The organism is Brotaphodocola sp. (assembly GCF_983179755.1).
The window spans coordinates 285,606-303,235 of the sequence record NZ_CFAHBC010000001.1 but is presented as its reverse complement, the minus strand read 5'-3'; the positions used below and the strand labels follow the sequence as shown (position 1 = coordinate 303,235).

The following is a 17,630-nucleotide window of genomic DNA, read 5'->3' as shown; positions in this document are numbered from 1 at the left end:
CCTCTTCAAAAGAGCAGGTACGCGCCTTGCAGACTGCACTCAGCAGACCGACAAGAATATTTTCTTCATTGAAGTTTTCGATTTCCAGATCATAGAACCGCTGAGTACGCTCTTTATTGGCGAAAAACTTGATGTGCTTCTCAATAACCGGCTTGTACTTTTCCTCGATACCGAGGTCAACCGACAGCAGGGAGGCACGGTCAGCAAAGAACCGTCTGGAATACAGCATTGTATCCTCCAGATGGTTGTCCCTTACATCCGGCTTCGGAAACGGTGCATAAATCAGATAATTCGTGGTCTTATCCACACGCTCCAGAAAATACTTTGTATAGAACTGGTTATCCGGCTGGAGATGGTAGACCTTCGCATTCTGAAGCTCTACCGTCTCCATATCCTCGGCGAATTCTGCCTTGTCATCATACCAGAAAACCAGTTTCCGGGTTTCCCCGGTAAATTCCGCATTCAGGCGGTCTATAATTTGTTTCAGGTTCAATTCTGCCATATCAATTTCCTTTACTTGATAGATTCCGCCCTTTGGGGAATATCATACAGGCAGTTACGCCTTGATCCGGTTGTTGCCTGTGATGCCGCTAATATAATCGTCAATATCCTGCACGATGCAATGATCCCCCATTGTGTGCAGTGATTCAAAATACTTTGTGATATACCCATAGATGCCATACTCTTCAAAGGTTTTCGCCACATCCGCACCGGAAAGCCCTTTGAAATGACGGTACCGCTCCATGCAATAAATCAAGAAATTGGATTCTTTGCTCATCGCTCACGCCTCCTCCGGGTAATCATAGGAGCCTGTCAGAAGTTCATCTTGATACATGGTATACAGCGTCATCGGGCTGTAGTGCCACAATTTTGATTTTTCATCCGAAAGCTCCTGATAGAGCTTGGACTGATAAAAGCGGGAAATCGCTTTTTCATCATCCACATTGCTATTTTTTGTAATCTGTTCGATGATGGGCGGCACAATAATTGCAAGCATTGCGCTGAATTGATCTTCGTTCATACAAGCTCCCTCCCTTCAAAATGCAAGTATTGCAGGGACTTTTCAGTTGCAAACACCAGCTGGTTGAACAATTTCCGAATCTTGAGTGCCGCCAGTGTTTGTTCCTTATCCAACACTCCGGTCATATACAGGGTAATGGTGCGGTACACATCATCATTTGCCACAGCACCATAAATCAGGTCATGCTGCTTTCCCTGATAGGTTCCCTGACGGTTCTCAGCTACAAAATCCAGCCACGCTTCATCTGGGCTGTCAAAGCGCAGCAAACTGCACTCCTTAAAAGCCACTGCTTCCTCTACGGAATAGATATTCAGCGTAGCAGCTCCTGTTTTGCGGCGGTCAGTGACCTTTTGAGCGAAGTTCACTGCCTGATCGCGGTTGGTGGTGGTATAAAATCCAAAACCGAAGTCCAGATAGCGATTTTGCCGGATAAGTTTCGGCTGTTCTACGATAACATTGCTTCCGTGGTACAAAATCATTGCAAACGCCTCCTGTTCCTCTTATTTCTTCTCTTTCACCATGATATTCTTGCTGTCCGCCAGAACCTCATAGAACTTACCGTCCTGCGCGGTCTGAAGCTTACGGTAATTGACCTTTACGCCGTCATCGAGGTCAAGCTCGATACGGGAAAGTGCCAGATGGCTGATCTTCTCATCATACTCCCGGCATTCCTTCAGCTGCTTGGCGAGTTTATCCTTGCGTTTGGAGGCTGCTGCCACCTCACGGGCATTCTCGCTGTGATCCATCATATCCTGCATCCGGTTGATCTCGGATTCATATACGCGCTGCATCTTGTGCAGGTAGTCGATGCGCAGGTTTCCGATGGTATCCGGCGTGTAGCGGTGCAGGTAGACCAGTGCCTTGAAGCCGTTCTGCTTGCCGCTGTCAAACAACCAGTAGATCGGACGCTTGCCGGAACCAGTGACAGAGTATGTCTGGCAGTGATCCTTGAAGAAGTCGTTCAGGAAGTAATTGCGGATGATCTCCCGGCTGGTACTGCCCTTATTGCCAAGGGCTTTTGCGATATAGTCGAGGTTTGCTTCCAGCGTATCGGCACCGAACACCACTTTCAGCCATGCGCACAGGCGCGATACGATATCATCGTCCAGATATTCTTCATCAGTGATGGGGATAACATTGTCGGCATCCGGAATATAGCTCTGGTATTTGCTGCTATCCCACTCGCCGCCTGCATAGGCCAATCCTTCCACATCCAGAGAGTAGCGGCCAAACATACAGCCAACAGCATAGGAAATAAAAGAGCGAATATCTCTGCCAAGGTCAGCCTTGCGGACGGTAACATCCTTATCCTCAACCTCCGGGGTCAACTCGTCCTGCAAGCCGTAGATGTCGATGAAGATACTGTTCAGTTCTTCTTCGTTGGATTTTAGCTGATTAAAACGGTCATCACATTCCGTCTGCCATTGGTCAAACGCTTCGGCGATTGCCGGAACTTTGCGAAGCAGCGGGTGGCTCTGGAAATCCCATGAGGTTTCAAACGAATCCCAATCTGTCTTCGATATTTCTATACACTGCTCAGTAAGTCTTTCGACCTCTACATCATAGTCTTCTATGATTGGAATAGCTCCAACTGTTGTGGCAACGAAGTTCAAGGTGGGATTCAAAAGGCCTACGATGAGCGGAGCAACTTTGGTATTAAGGCATCCCAGAATATACTTCCACTTTTTCGGGAAAACATAAACGCTCGAATCGGACAAAATCATATTGGCAGGAAAATACCGCAGTGCAAATATTGATGTAATCTTTGTCCAAGTTAATCCTTCCCTAAAATAATAACTTGGATTTCTAATAACTGCGCTTGACTCACTGCGGATTCCAGCACCATCATTTGCCCAATCAATTATTGAATAATGATTTCCGTACCATTTCCTTGCTTCACCACCTTTTACACAAGGAAACCATTTGAATGTCTTGTCTGATGTAAAAGAAATCAGTTCATAAGACACCTCTTGCCATAGCCTAAAGTATTTCTCGCTGTTTCCACTCTGCAAACCCACCTTTGGCTCGCACAATTTCGACAAGGAGGGTGACGATTCAAATGCTGACAACAACTGCTCGGAAATCCAATACGCCACCGGAGAGCCGGGGATTTTGGAGAAGTTAGACTGGTCGGCTTCAAAGCGATTCTTTCCCGCAAGGAACATATCCTCTTTTCCCCGCTGGGAGGTCGGCTCAATCAGGCGGCAATAGGTGCCTTTATAGCCGTCCACATGATTGATGCAACGCACAAAAGCGGTGGTCTGCACCACCTCGCCGCCAATTTCTTCAAATGCCCGTGCGCCCAGATGTGCCATGTTGACCGTCTCGGTCAGCATCATCTTTTCCCGCAGCTTTTCAAAGCTAGAAAGGAACATCCAGCTATGCTGGGTAATCATTGCCTGATAGCCATTGTTGGCAGTCATCTGACGGCAACGCTCAATAAACACAGCAAACAAATCAGCCTTACTGTCAGGGTAGCTCTTTTTGACAAAGTTGTTGACGTTTGCACTCAGGTTGCTGGTTCCGGCATAGGGAGGATTTGTACAGGTGACCCAATACTTCCGTGCCATCGTCTCGCCGATATCGATGAGCTGGTTCAGATGCTCGGCGGTATCTTCCACGCCCACGCTGTCCATACTGATCTGCCCTGCGGTATCTTCCGCTGCCACAAACCGGCGCAGCAAATCCCAGTTATAGCTCTCCACATTCAGGATAGAGCCATACTCCTTGGCATCGGTCAGAGTGTCCAGCAAACCTTCCAGCTGCATCTTGGCGGCGTTCTTCTCAATATCGTCCATGCCCGCACCAAAATATTTCAGGTGCGCACGGTTGATGCTGTTGCTCTCCTGAATGGCATAGACATGGCAGGTGTTCTCACCGTTGAGGATACGACGGTTGTACTGCCGTGCTTTCATCATCACGGCAAAATACGCCAGCTGATAGGCACGGTCATCAATGTCCAAACCGTAGATGTTATGTTCCAGAATGCTCTTTGCAGCATCACGCTGGCTGTAACCAGCACTCTCGTAAATCTGCATCAGCACATCAAAGGCGTATACGAGGATATGGCCGGAACCCATGCAGGGGTCGATGAGCTTGATGTCTTCCGGGTTCAGAGCGGCGTACTCTTTACGAATTTCCGAGAGTTTTGCCTGCACCTCTGGCTCCTGCTGTGCCTCTTCCAGATAGTATTTCCAGTTTTCTTTCAGGTCGCAGTCCGGGTGTCCTTCCCCCCACAGACGGCCAAGGCTGTTTTCCACCATGTAACGAACGATCCAGTCCGGGGTAAACAGCTGGGTTACGGCAGGGATTTCCTCTTTGGTAATCTTTCCGTTCTTGGCAAATGCAGCGGCTTTCGGTTCGGTATTGTAATACTGGTACAGCCAGCCGATGATTTCCACCTGACCACCGCGCTCGATGTTGAAGTCATCCTCCGGAATATCGTGAATCAGATGATAGACCACGCCATCCTGGTCAATAACGGACAAGCTGAGCAGTAGCTCGGTGTAGTTCTTTGTCTTTTCAAACAGAGCAGGCAGAATCTCGTTCAGGGCATTGCACTGTTTCAGGAACAGGATGCGGAACGCTTCGTCCAGCTTGTTGTCCTGCTTCAGCTGGAAAATCTGAGCCTCTTCCTCCGCAGTGAAGGGAAGCTCTGCGTCAAACGGCGTTGTGACCAGATCTGGCTCCAGCTTTCCGCTCTCGGAAGAAAGCACTCGAATATGGGAAGGCAGATAGTCGTTGACCTCCATGAAACGGATCGCAATCAAGCGGTTGAACCATGTATAGGCAACCTCCTCGATCACATACTGATATGCGGTTTTGTAGTCGGTATCCTTTTCCTTCTGCTGGATGACCTCTATCAGCTTGTCACGCTGCCGCACGGCCTCACCGGAAATCGAATACGGTTCTGCGGTGCCGATATCGAAGAACTGAGTGCCGCCGAAGCTCTGCGGCAGCGGCTTGGCAATGCCGTCCTCCGTAATACCGATCAGGCGGGCATCATAGCTAACATCTGCAATCAGCTTATTCCGCGCCCAAATCGCAAAATTCTTTATGGCTGTCTTGTTCATGGAGCCAATCCTCCTGTCATTTATAGTTCAATGTTGACGATTGTATCTTCGTCCATCTCTTTCAGCAGATTTTCACGCAATGCGGCAAGGTATTTATCAACGTCGTCCTTACTCTCCAACCGCCACGATGCAGTCTTGGCAACCGTCTTGATGGAAACATTCTTCGTGGTGCGCACCTTATATACCGGCTGCGGTTCTGCCACCTTTTCTGCCGGTTTCACGGTCTCGCCGCGCTTTTCCGCCTCTTCTTCCTGACGCTTGCGCTCTGCCTCGGCCTTTGCCGCTGCCTCCTTCGCAAGGCGAATGTCCTCTGCGTTCATCTCGTTGAGCAGGCGCAGCTTCAGTGCTTCCGCCTTATCTGCATAGCTACGCAGAGTGGAGACATTGTTGCAGTGCTCCGCACCGTCCATGATCTCCTTAAACAGTTCCAGATAACGGTTGAACTTCGCATCCTTATAGGACTTGGTGTTCAGCACTTCAAAGACACGGTTCCGATCCTGATTGATGGAATCCTTGACCGGCTCTGCCTGCTCTTCCAGAATGCGCATATAGCAGTTCATAAACTTCTCGCGCAGCTCCGGCAGCTTCGGAATCTCCTTATAGGGCTTCGCCATCCGGACGATGGTGCGCATCTTAGCCACCACGTCTTCCAGTTCTGCATCCACGATGTAGGTCTTGCTGTCCTCGTAGATATTCAGCATATCCAGCGCACGGGTGAAGATGGTCAGCTGCTCACTGCCAAAGAAATCACGGATAGGCTCATAGTCCTCGCCAAAATCCATCAGATCGTCCTGCTCGTCAAATACAGTCTTAAAGAATTCCAGCGGTGCCTGAATCTGCACCAGTGCGGAAAGCCGCTTCTTGCCCTTTTCCAGAAGTTCCTTTCCTGGATAGGCGTAATTCTCATATTTCGGTTCCAGCCGCTCAATCTCAGTGATTCGATTCTCGCAGTAATGCTGGAAGTTCTTCATGATGGTATCTTCGTCATCGGCAGGCGGTGCCACCTTGAACAGCTCTTTCATCACGGTGCGGACGGCCTTTTTCTGGTTTTCCGGCACACGGACGCGCACTTCCGTCAGCAGCTTATCCACGAACTGCTTCTTCGTGATGTAGCCGATGATTTCTTCTTCGGAGCGGTTGTTCAGATTGACGCTCTCACCATTGACCGTAAAGGACAGATCTCCACGCTTAAAGAGACGTGCCACCAGCCAATGGATGTCATCTTCCACAAAGCCATAGGGTGCTTTCATAAAGCGATCCTTGATCGTTTTCATAGAAGTTTTCATGTGCATCCGGGAGTTACCTGCCACGAATTGCAGCACATCATCCAGCGCGTGGACATTGGATTCTCCGGTATCTCCCAGTGCCAGCGACAGCTGATTGCTGGTCTTGAACATCTTCCGGATGTCTGCTTCGCCCATCGCTGCGTCGATGTAGGACAGCTTGTGGTAAACCGTCTGCACCAATCTTCCGATTGCCTCGTTGATGCGGCTGGTCACTTCCTTGCCGGAGGTGTGCAGCACATCGCCATTGACATAGATGGTAGCCTCTTTCAGAGCTTCCGTCAGGTAAAGCTTGGCGTTACCGTTGCGTTCCCGCATCTCCACGCGCTTTGCCTCCTTAATGGTCTCATACTTGGCAAGCTGCACAGAGGTATTCTTGCGCAGGAACCGCTCAATTTTTAAGTATGCTCGCATTTCCGTCAGGAACGCATCATCATTCGGCAGAACCACAAGGACTTCCTTGCCCTGGCCAGAGAGTAGGCGCAGCGTACCATCATCGGTGCCACCCTCATACCACGGGGTCAACACACGGAGGCCGATATCGTAATTCTGGTTTGCCTTATAGGGGCGGTCATCCACTGTCTGATTGAAGGAGAACGCATACCGTCCACCAAAGCTTGGATACTGATACTTCTTGCTGGAGAAAATGTCCTCATAGATCATCTCCGCAATCTTCGTGATGACCTCCGGCATCTCCACATTTTCTTTTTCGATTTCGTTGTTGATTTCCTGTTCCTCATCGGTCAGGAATACATAGATGGAGCCATTCTTCTGGATCAGCATCTGGCGCATCAGCACTTTCAGTGCATTCTCCACCTGTGCTTTCAGAGAAATACGATCATCGTCAATGCTGGTAATCATCAGACTGACGATGTTGTCCACGTTGGCTTCGATCTCCAGAACATATTTAATCAGGAAAAGGGTCTTCAGCACATTGATGGCAAAGACATCTTTTTCCTTCTTTTCCGGGTTGATGTAGCTGTTATCATAAGCGCGGATGATCACGCTGCTGTGGCTGTGGTCGAGGAAGTTCTCCAATGCATTATAGAACCGATAGAACGGCACGATTGCCCCCATCTCATCGTCCATCAGCTGCATGGCAGACTCTTTGAACAGAGCCAGCATGGAACGTTCACCTTCGGACAGGTGCTTGCCGGATGCACCGTGGGTACGGATACTGGTCAGCACACTGGCAAGCAAATTAAACTGATACGGAACAAAAGGATAAACCTCTGCAAAATCTTCTGCATTGGCGTACAGTTTTTTCTCCACACCGTCGTTGAAGACAATCAGATTTTTGATGATGGTTGCTTTCTGGTCATAGAGCAGACGCAGGCTCTGTGCTGCGCTCTCAGTCTTATCCAGAATACGCTTTTTGATAACATCGTCCACATTGGCAGAGGACAAAGAAAGACGGGTATCGAAACGTCCCTGAATCTTGGAGAAGTCGTTACCCTTCACCTTGGTAATGGAGTCGATATCCTGCTGGCTCGTTACGATTACCCAAGCCTTACCCATGCATTCCTTGCCCAGTTCTTCCGTCACTGTCTGAAGGTTCAGCATCAGTTTGGAATCATCACCAATGTACTGGCCGATCTCATCCACAAGGAAGACAACATGATGGTTGTTCCCTTTTTTATCAATATAGGACTTTACACGCTTGGCGAAATCCTCAATGCTGATCTGGTAGCTCTCGGTTGCTTTCTCGCACCAGTTACGGGCAGCTGATTCGCTCATGAAATCCATGTCAGAAAGAACATCGACAACGGAATCCTGAATGAAATCGAAGTCCTGACGAGAGCTTTCCCACGGATCGCCATACTCTTCTTCAAACTTTTCCTTAAACTCTTCAAAACGTCCTTCCTCGGAAAGCCTGCGCTCCAGGTCAGCAAGGTGCGGCATGGAACCGCAGAAGCCCTGCATCTCATTGAAAACCTTCAGGAATACGTTCACAATGGCATCTTTATTTTCTTTGCCATTAGAATCGCTTTTGGAATCAATATTGAAAAGAATTACGTCCGATGGGGTGTTTGCTGCCAGCTGCATATCTGCCAGCACCATCTGATTGGTAATCTTCTGATCCTCGATAAAGTAGTCGATGGCATGTTTGTCTCCGACCTGTTTATTCTGAAGCAGATAGGACAGGATTTTCAGGAAATGAGATTTACCACTTCCAAAGAAGCCGGAAATCCAGACACCCATTTTCGGTGTGGTTCCCTGAATACCTTTTTTATATGCTGCAAAGAAATCTGCAAAATGACGCTGAAGCTCACGGGTCACAACATACTCTTCCAGCTCCTGCGCTACATTTGTTTCTTCACCCTGACCGACAATGATAACGCCCTGTATCTCACGGTCAATTTTCTTTCGGAACATGTCCTTGATCTGCATAACAGTTTCCTCCATCCATTACTTTACCAGTCGGAATGCCCGGTAATAGTTATCGTCTTTAATCTCATTGAACAGGATCAGCTCCTGCTCATTATAGGTTCCCGGAAAGAACATCACGACCGGGCAGCGCACAAATGCCTGATGCAAGTTGTTAAGCACCTTGTGGGAGCGCAAAATCGGATAGCACTTGCCGATACCGGTTAGGAACACGACTGCATTCTCCGGCGTATGTTCTTTGATATATTGCACGATCAGGCTGTCATCGTCATTCACCTTCATGGAGTTGGTCACTGCCTTGACGATACGCTCGAGTCCTCGCTTTTTTTCAAAGTCATAGCACTTTTCCATAAAGTTTTTCTTTTCCAAAAAGTCAATGATGATATCATACAGGTCAAAGACCACAAGCTCAAAATCATCATCGCCCCGGTCGTTCTTATTTTTCAGATACTCTACGCGCTCCCGAACTTCCAGTTCCTTTTCCGGTGGATAATCAAACACCCAATAGTTGACCTCATTTGCGCGGCCTGTTCCTTTTCGGAAAGACGGCTTATGGATTGCAAGCTCCATCTCGTCCAGTCTTTGGCTTAAATCCATTTCATCTTACCCCCGTCAGTGTTTTTACCATGATGCCAAGGTCATGGTCATAAAGCCAATGCTCAAATGCAATATCAAGAATTGGCTTCAGTATTTTTCTTGTGCTGTTTGCCCGGTTGCTTTCTAAAAGTCCTGCTTCATAAAGCTGTGTCTTATAGCAGGAACCGAGACGGCGCAGCGTATAGTCTTGAAGAGAAGCCACTTTCTCACTCTGTTCCTGCTTATTTTTGAAAAATATCCGGATATCTGCATCCGTCAGCTCATCGGAACCAAGAATCATTTTTTCCCGCACTACTTCATACACAAAATCAAAGAATAGCGTGTCATGCAAAAGAGCCGCAGTCAACACAAATAATTTTTGTGTAGCAAGATCACTGCTCAAAAAGATTGGGTAAAAGCTTTCATCTAATGTCTTGATACGGGCTGTTACGGTAGAATAAATCTGCTGCGCTCGTAGTTTTGTCGGTGCGCCATAGATGTTTGTCTCTTCATTCAACTTTTTAATATCTGCAAAGCTCTTACCCTCGCTCAAAAGCTGCACGGTTTTCCGAAATTCCATGAACCAGAACGAAAATTTCACGGCTCCAGCACTATACGTTTTTCTTTCCATCTTCGTTCTCTCCATTTCCGGATTTTGTTTTAATGTATCTGCCGCTTTTGATTCTGGCATCCTTCGGCTTTTCGGCGTTAATAGGAATGACCCACTGATGGCCTAAACGCTCGGCACCATCAATTCGCCCTTCTGTGCATAATGTCTGTACTCTCCTTGTGCAGATGCCCCATTTTTCAGAAGCCTGCTTAATCGTCATGAAATCCATACGGAACCTCTTTTTCGATGTCTAAAGTCACTCGCAGCAAGTTAAAATTTCTCATTTATATTCTACTCCAAGAAACGAACAAAATCAATCGAAAGTTCTTCCAAATTTTGAACGATTTTTTTAGAATCCACTCTTCTGCAAGCAGGGCTTTCGTGACACGAAAGCGATTTTCTGCTTGTTGGGGAAACTCCCCAATCCCCATAGAACGCTGCCTGCGGCATCGGGCTGCGCATCCGTTCCGGATGCTTCAACGGCAGTTCCTGCCAAAGAAAAAAGCCCGGTGCAGCATGAGCATTACACCCACACTGCACCGGACTTTCCATCATCGACTACTCTGTCTATTTTCTTCTTCCTGCCGCACTTCCTGCTCATGCAGCTGCTCTTTTTTCTGCTCGTCCTCTTTCAGGATTTCCTGCACAATCTTCTGCGCCACAAGCCAATCCTGCATTTCCGATTTGGTCTTGCGGTACTCTGCATAGGAGCTTTTCTTTCGTTCCAGAAGCATTGCATACTCTGCGTTCAGCTCGCTGATGCGCGGGAGCTTCTTGTCAGAGCCGTTCTCTTTCTTATAGGCATCAAATGCCTTTTTCGCTGCGCTGCGTAAGGCCAGCGTATCCCGATGGGCTTCATAGAACTCCCGATTGTAACCGGATGCTTTATACGCGGCAAAAACATCTTTTGTCTTGGCATAATTGATTAGATGCTTCCGCAGCACCGACACTTCCGACATCCGTGCCTCATCTGCTTTTACAGATTCCAGCAGCGCATCACATTTTTCAGAAATTCCATCTGCCTTTTCCTTCAGCTCTGCATAACTCTTGATTCCACGCTCTTCCATGAACATCATAGCTTTTGCCATCTGCTTCAGATTAAAGACTTTCGCCCAACGCGCATATCCCGCGCCTTTGCCCTCCTGCATTTTGGCACGGACATCTATAAGGAACGACAGCTCCGCCTTCTGATGCACCTGTGACGACCGTGCGCTTGTGCGAGTTTTCTCTACAAATTTGCTTTTATGAACCGCATTTCCAGCAATCACTTCGCAGAGTTCTTCAACCGAATATCCTTTACCAAGAGAGCGGAAACGAGCAAATCTGGCGTGGCCTTTTCCCCGCAGTGCAGGCTGTTTTCCATCTTTATACTCGTATCCTGCTTCCTGCAAAATTCCAATCAGCTCCCGGAAGTCTTTTGGTTTTCTTGCCAATGCTACATCAATGGCCTCGCAGATTTCATCTCGCTGCGATTTTTTCTCCGGGTATTCCGTTCTCTTCTGCCACTCTCCATAGGGCTTCCGGACAATGACCGACAACCGATGTTCCAGGCAGACGATATCACTGAGCCTTGCCAGTGCAAGACCAGATAAGCGAAAATCTCGGAATTTTCTGGTGCAGTCTAATGTAGTCGAATTAAAAATAATATGGTTATGGATGTGCGCACGATCAACATGGGTAGCCACGATAACGGCGTGTTTTCCCTTGGTAAAGCGCATAGCCGTCTCATACCCAACCTTGTTTGCTTCCTCTGGCGTTATCTCTCCGGGTTTAAAAGATTGCCGAATCTGATATGCAATCACATCATGTGCCTGGGTTCTACCGGTGATATGCTCATACTGTCGTTTGGAAAGCAGAAATTCTTCATCACAGGTCTTTGCGTCACAGGCATACGCGCTGATATATTTTCCATCTTCCGTCTTTGCTGCATTCTCAGAATAATCAGTACGGTCAGCCAGACATTGCGCTACCGTCTTTCCTTTATTAATATGCAGCGCAATTAGTCTTGTAGCCGCCATTCCTTATTCCTCCATCTAAAAAGAGCTACCCGAAGGCAGCTCTTACCAATTCACTATTCTCATTTTAGCATCCGTTCCCGGTCATAAGCCCCCTGCAAATAAACGGCCTGCTTGATCATCTCTTCCATATCGAAATAGAAAAAGCCCGGAAAATAGCGTATTTCCGGGCTTTTTTAGCATTATTAAGCTGTAGATTATCGCTTGCTGAACTGAGGTGCGCGACGTGCAGCCTTGAGGCCGTACTTCTTTCTCTCCTTCATTCTCGGGTCTCTGGTAAGGAATCCAGCCTTCTTCAGAACCGGACGATACTCAGCGTCTGCCTGAAGCAGTGCTCTGGAGATACCGTGACGGATTGCGCCAGCCTGGCCAGAAAAACCACCACCACGAACGTTAACCAGAACGTCGAACTTGTCGCTGGTCTCGGTTGCTACGAGCGGCTGACGAACAACCAGCTTCAGGGTCTCAAGACCTAAATACTGATCGATGTCTCTCTTATTGATGGTAATCTTACCGGTTCCCGGTACAAGATATACTCTTGCGATAGATTTCTTTCTTCTTCCTGTTCCGTAATATTTGTTTGCCATGATAACTTCCTCCTTTCAGTACCTTTGATTAAAATTCCAGAACTTCCGGCTTCTGTGCTGCCTGCTCGTGATCCGGGCCTGCATATACATGAAGTTTGGTAATCATGCTTCTTCCCAAAGGTCCCTTCGGAAGCATTCCCTTAACTGCCAGCTCGATTACGCGCTCCGGCTTCTTAGCCATCATCTCGCGCAGGGTAGCCTCTTTCATGCCACCAACATAATCGGAATGGCTGTAATAAACCTTCTGATCCAGCTTCTTGCCGGTTACTTTTACTTTGTCTGCATTTACAACTACTACGTAGTCACCGCAATCGATGTGCGGGGTGTAGATCGGCTTATTCTTACCTCTTAATACTTTTGCTACTTCTGAAGCCAAACGTCCTAATGTATATCCGGTAGCATCTACTACATACCATTTTCTCTCAACTGTAGCTGGACTAGCCATAAAACTCTTCATTGGTTAACCTCCTGTTAAACATAAAAGATCTAAATTAAAACAAAACATATATTGTAAAATGCCTATTCCGGGGCTTGGCTTCAGCATTTCTACCTAACGTCACAGTTAAACATTATATTATACGAATCCTTTTGTGTCAAGCATTTTTTCCGCTTTTTACATGCTTGATGGAGATTCCGGTGAAACCGTAAAAAATACTAAAAAACGGCGTCAGATACAACAGGAACAGATACGGGAAAAATGCGGACCATGCCACACCCAAAGTACCTGCCATGTATACACAATATCCGTGCCACGGAATCATCGGACCTGCCAGAGTTCCGGAATCCTCGAGGCTTCTCGAGAGAATCTCCGGTGCAATTCCTCTCTCCTTGAAGATCGGCGCCATCAGACGACCGGTCAGAACGTGAGCCATCGGCTGAGAACAGCTGATCAGGCTTGTCACATAGCCGACGAGAAGCGTCGCCGTGATCAGGGTTCCGTCGTTGTGGATGCGGTCAGTAATAACTTTGAGGATGTTTCCGAGAACACCAAGTTTCTCAAGCATTCCGCCCATTCCGACTGCAAAGCTGATGATTGCGACATACTGCATCATACTGCTCATTCCACCGCGGTTCAGGATTGCTTTGAGAACTGCATCCTCGATTCCGGTCGTGTAACCGTTGTAAGCCACGCGGATGATGCTCTGAAGCGTATTTCCCTGACAGAAGAAGGAAACGAGTCCCGCTACAAACGCGGAAAGACCGAGTGCTACAATCGAATTTACCTTGCACAGAAGCAGGACGATGATCACAACTGCCGGAAGCAGAGTCACTGCACCGAGATGAAACTCTCCCTCAAGTGCCTGAATGTAAGTCCCAAGATCTCCCATCTCATATCCGCCTGCGGTCTGGCTGATTCCGAGAATCGTGAACAGCACAAGGCTGATCAGAAATGTCGGAAGCGTTGTCCACATCATCGCGCGCACATGATCACTGAGCTTTGCACCTGCAACTGCCGGAGCAAGGTTTGTCGTGTCGGACAGCGGACTTAACTTGTCACCAAACATCGCACCGCAGATAACGGCTCCTGCAACCATTCCCGGATTGATTCCCATCGCATTTCCGATTGCCATCATTGCCACACCGGCACTTCCGGCAGAACCGTAGGACGTTCCGGTCACGAGGCTTAAGACCGCACAGAAAATCAGTGTCAACGGCAGAAGCCAGGTCGGATTGATCATTTTCAGACCACCGACAATGATCGTCGCAATCGTGCCGCTCTGAAGCCAGGTTCCGATCATCACGCCGATCGCCATCAGCAGACACAGCGTCGGAACTACGACACGGATCGCATCATAAGCACCGCCGACAACCTCATCATAATTGATTTTTAAAACCTTACAAAATACATAAACGATGATCCAGCTCGCAAAGAGACCGATCATCGGACCGCCCGTTTTCAGGCGAATGCAGACCGCAACTGCACACACGATGAAAACCAATAACAGCAACGACTGAAATCCATTGAGTGTCTTTTCACTTGTTTTTTTCGTCTCTTCTCCCATACTATCACATTCCCTCCATTCTCTTTTGTTTAACTTTGCCCCGGTAGTACAATTACTACTCCTTTGCGTCCACAGCACAATACCACGCCGGGAACGAATCCACACGCCTCTCCGCCATGCACGAGATCTCCATCATTGCCATATTTTCCTCATCGCTGAGCAAGGACATCGCGGATCCCATCTGCTCCGGTTCCAGCGCATGAATTTTGTAATACCCGTACTGATCGCCCTCGCACAGACGATCTTTCTCCAAATCAATCAGCAGAACTTTCTTTGCCCCATTCTGGAACGCATGGTGGATGTTCCGGCGAAGCAGACGCTCCCACTCCTCGTCGAGACACCGCTCCACAAGGAAATATGCCAGTTTCTCCTCCTTGATATGGGACTGCAAAATATCATAATTCCACTGCAAATTTTCGCTGTAATGCCACGCTGGAAGCTCTTTCTCATACTCCATGCTCACAAGCGTCAATCCATGTGCAGCCGCAGTCTGCCCGGCCTGTCTGCGATCTCTCGCCTCGAGAATCGTCACCACATGCTCCGGTGGATAGACTCCCATTCCGACCTTCATCAGCGTGCCCGCAATGATTCGCACCATATTATAGAGGAAACCGCTTCCGCTGATGCGAATCGTGATCATGTCGTCCTGCTTTGTGACACTCAGACTGTAAATCGTCCTGATCGTGTCCTCTGCCTGCGTCCGCGTCGTGCAAAAGCTCTTGAAATCATGCTCTCCGACGAGATAATTGCCTGCCTCCTGCATCCGCTCCACATCGAGTGGAAAATAGCAAAAATGTGCATACAATCTCTCGAGAGGCATCGCGATCTTTCGATTTAAAATCTTATATTCATACGTCTTCGTGCAATTCGCCTTGCGCGGATGCCAGTCTTCCGGAACCTCCTGTGAGGACTGAATCCGAATATCATCCGGAAGTCTCGCATTCAGCGCAAAACAGATTTTTTCCGGTGCCATACGGTTTTCCGTGTCAAACACAGCGATATTTCCCCTCGCATGGACACCAGAATCCGTCCGACTCGCCCCAATCACAGTGATCGGCTCTCTCAACAAATCCGTGAGTGCACGATTGAGCATCTCCTCAATCGTGACTCCGTTTGGCTGAAGTTGCCATCCCCTGTAATTCGTGCCGTCATACGCCACTACAAGTTTGATTCGTTTCATCCTGTGCTTTCTCTTCCCCCAATCTCCGCTTTCTCTGATAGGACAAACGCCTGAAACTCAAACTGCCGTCCTCCCTGACATCCGAATTCCAGGCGCATTGCCTTTCTGTCTATGTTTTCTCTTGTTCTTTGCTCTTCGTTTTTCTCTCTTCGCTCTTTGTTCTTCGCTCTTTATTCTTTGCTCTTCCTCTCCTATTTTCTCAGAAGAATCACAAGCACGAGATACACAATATAAACCAGATAAGCGATCCGATCTCTCTTCTCATATTTCAGAGGTTTCATCTTGGTTCGACCCTCTCCACCGTGATAGCAACGCGCTTCCATTGCCATCGCCAGATCCGTCGCACGGCGGAATGCGGAGATAAACAGCGGTACGAGAAGCGGAACCATACTCTTCGCCTTCTGAATCAGGTTGCCCGTCTCAAAATCAGCACCGCGCGCCATCTGCGCTTTCATGATCTTATCTGTCTCTTCTATGAGAATCGGAATAAATCGAAGCGCAATCGACATCATCATTGAAATCTCATGCACCGGAACTCCGACTTTATTCAAAAATCCAAGACTTCTCTCAAGACCATCTGTCAGCTCATTCGGCGTTGTCGTCAGCGTCATGATCGAAGAACCGAGCACGAGGTAGATCAGGCGAAGCGCCATGAATCCGGCAGTTCTCAGACCTTCCCATGTCAACTTTAAAAATCCAATCTGAAAAATCGGCTCGCCCGGTGTCAGAAACATGTTGAAGCTGACACTGATCAGAAGCAGAAAGACAACTGCTTTGAGTCCCCGGACGATGAATTTAAACGGCACCTTCGATATCCGAACCGCCAGAATCAAAAAGACCGTCGCCACTGCGTAAGCAACAATACTGTTCGCAAGAAACAGAGAAATAATAAATACCATTGTTCCGAACAGCTTGGTACGAGGGTCCATCCGATGAATCACCGAATCCACCGGATAATACTGCCCTAATGTAATATCTCTTATCATTCCGCTTTATCCTTACCCTTCTCTTCCTTCTCTTCTGCCTTGCCGAGAAGTGCAAGAATTGCATCTCTCGCCTCCTCCACGGTGATCAGATCCGGATCGATCGGAACGCCGTGATCTCTCAGCTCATGGATGATGTAAGTGATCTGAGGTGCTGCCAGACCAATCCTTTCAAGTTCCCGATAGTGATGGAAGACTTGTCTCGGCGGTCCGTCAAAGACTTTCTCGCCGTGATTCATCACCATGATTCGGTCCGCATAGCGGGCAATGTCCTCCATGCTGTGAGAGACGAGAATGATCGTCATGTGCTTGTCCCGGTGAAGCGCCGTGAGCTCATCGAGGATCTCATCCCGTCCCTTCGGGTCAAGACCTGCCGTCGGCTCATCGAGGATCAGAACCTCCGGCTTCATCGCAAGCACTCCGGCGATCGCGACGCGTCGCTTCTGTCCACCGGAAAGTTCAAATGGGGACTGTTCCCAGAACTTCTCATCAAGTCCGACCTGACGAAGCGCATCCTTTGCGCGCTCCTCAATCTCCTCCTTCGAAAGTCCCTGGTTCTTCGGTCCAAAGCAGACATCCGAGAACACATCCACCTCAAAAAGCTGGTGCTCCGGATACTGAAAAACCAGTCCGACCTTACTGCGCAGAGCGCGCATGTCATAGCCCTCGCCGTAAATATTTTCTCCGTTGTAATAAATCGCTCCACTGCTCGCCTTCAACAGTCCGTTCAAATGCTGGATCAGCGTGGATTTTCCGGAGCCTGTGTGACCAATCAGTCCGACAAACTCTCCGTCCTGAATCTCAAAGTTCACATCGCGCAGGGCATACTGCTCGTAGACCGTGCCATCTCCATAAATATGATTCAAATGTTCTGCTCGGATTGACATCTATTCTTCTCCTTCCAGCGTTAC

14 protein-coding genes and 2 pseudogenes are annotated in these 17,630 nt (G+C 48.4%); all 16 read right to left on the bottom strand.

The window, feature by feature from the left end; genetic code table 11:
- Positions 1-502, bottom strand: a pseudogene (locus AC4EVX_RS01255) (BREX-1 system phosphatase PglZ type A); the annotation flags it as partial.
- 54 nt (positions 503-556) lie between these two features.
- Positions 557-778, bottom strand: a complete 222-nt coding sequence (locus tag AC4EVX_RS01250) for a DUF3791 domain-containing protein (protein ID WP_419092110.1) — start codon at positions 776-778, stop codon at positions 557-559.
- Between the two features lie 3 nt (positions 779-781).
- On the bottom strand, positions 782-1,021 hold the full coding sequence (locus AC4EVX_RS01245; protein WP_005539002.1) for a hypothetical protein: 240 nt from the start codon (positions 1,019-1,021) through the stop codon (positions 782-784).
- A complete protein-coding gene (locus tag AC4EVX_RS01240; RefSeq protein ID WP_013274275.1) occupies positions 1,018-1,500 on the bottom strand; it encodes a DUF3990 domain-containing protein in 483 nt (160 codons plus the stop codon). Before AC4EVX_RS01240 ends, AC4EVX_RS01245 begins: the two co-directional genes overlap by 4 nt.
- Positions 1,501-1,521: 21 nt before the next feature.
- The gene (gene pglX, locus AC4EVX_RS01235) at positions 1,522-5,094 is read right to left on the bottom strand and encodes a BREX-1 system adenine-specific DNA-methyltransferase PglX (RefSeq protein ID WP_490159394.1); all 3,573 of its coding nucleotides are present in this window, start codon (positions 5,092-5,094) and stop codon (positions 1,522-1,524) included.
- Between the two features lie 20 nt (positions 5,095-5,114).
- Positions 5,115-8,768: a BREX system P-loop protein BrxC gene (brxC, locus tag AC4EVX_RS01230; RefSeq protein WP_490159393.1), complete on the bottom strand. Its 3,654-nt coding sequence runs from the start codon at positions 8,766-8,768 to the stop codon at positions 5,115-5,117.
- Between the two features lie 18 nt (positions 8,769-8,786).
- A complete protein-coding gene (locus tag AC4EVX_RS01225) occupies positions 8,787-9,362 on the bottom strand; it encodes a DUF1788 domain-containing protein (protein WP_490159392.1) in 576 nt (191 codons plus the stop codon).
- A 1-nt stretch (position 9,363) separates the two neighbouring features.
- Positions 9,364-9,972: a DUF1819 family protein gene (locus AC4EVX_RS01220; protein WP_490159391.1), complete on the bottom strand. Its 609-nt coding sequence runs from the start codon at positions 9,970-9,972 to the stop codon at positions 9,364-9,366.
- The gene (locus AC4EVX_RS01215; protein WP_490159390.1) at positions 9,953-10,180 is read right to left on the bottom strand and encodes a DNA-binding protein; all 228 of its coding nucleotides are present in this window, start codon (positions 10,178-10,180) and stop codon (positions 9,953-9,955) included. The genes AC4EVX_RS01220 and AC4EVX_RS01215 overlap by 20 nt, the downstream gene beginning before the upstream one ends.
- A gap of 322 nt (positions 10,181-10,502) precedes the next feature.
- Positions 10,503-11,969 carry a relaxase/mobilization nuclease domain-containing protein gene (locus AC4EVX_RS01210; protein WP_490159389.1) on the bottom strand — a complete coding sequence of 489 codons (1,467 nt, stop codon included), beginning with the start codon at positions 11,967-11,969 and terminating at the stop codon, positions 10,503-10,505.
- Positions 11,970-12,163: 194 nt separating this feature from the next.
- Entirely contained in the window at positions 12,164-12,556 is a 393-nt protein-coding gene (gene rpsI, locus AC4EVX_RS01205) for a 30S ribosomal protein S9 (RefSeq protein ID WP_308451972.1), read from the bottom strand.
- Positions 12,557-12,581: 25 nt separating this feature from the next.
- Positions 12,582-13,010 (bottom strand): 50S ribosomal protein L13, encoded by a 429-nt coding sequence (gene rplM, locus AC4EVX_RS01200; RefSeq protein ID WP_308451961.1) that lies wholly within the window; start codon positions 13,008-13,010, stop codon positions 12,582-12,584.
- Between the two features lie 136 nt (positions 13,011-13,146).
- Positions 13,147-14,556, bottom strand: coding sequence for a Na+/H+ antiporter NhaC (gene nhaC, locus AC4EVX_RS01195; RefSeq protein ID WP_490159388.1), 1,410 nt, complete (start codon positions 14,554-14,556; stop codon positions 13,147-13,149).
- 445 nt (positions 14,557-15,001) lie between these two features.
- Positions 15,002-15,736 (bottom strand): annotated as a pseudogene (gene truA, locus AC4EVX_RS01190) (tRNA pseudouridine(38-40) synthase TruA); the annotation flags it as partial.
- Positions 15,737-15,927: 191 nt separating this feature from the next.
- Complete coding sequence (locus AC4EVX_RS01185) at positions 15,928-16,722, bottom strand: energy-coupling factor transporter transmembrane component T family protein (RefSeq protein WP_308451964.1); 795 nt, start codon at positions 16,720-16,722, stop codon at positions 15,928-15,930.
- Positions 16,719-17,606: an energy-coupling factor transporter ATPase gene (locus AC4EVX_RS01180; protein WP_490159387.1), complete on the bottom strand. Its 888-nt coding sequence runs from the start codon at positions 17,604-17,606 to the stop codon at positions 16,719-16,721. The genes AC4EVX_RS01185 and AC4EVX_RS01180 overlap by 4 nt, the downstream gene beginning before the upstream one ends.
- Between the last annotated feature and the right edge of the window lie 24 nt (positions 17,607-17,630).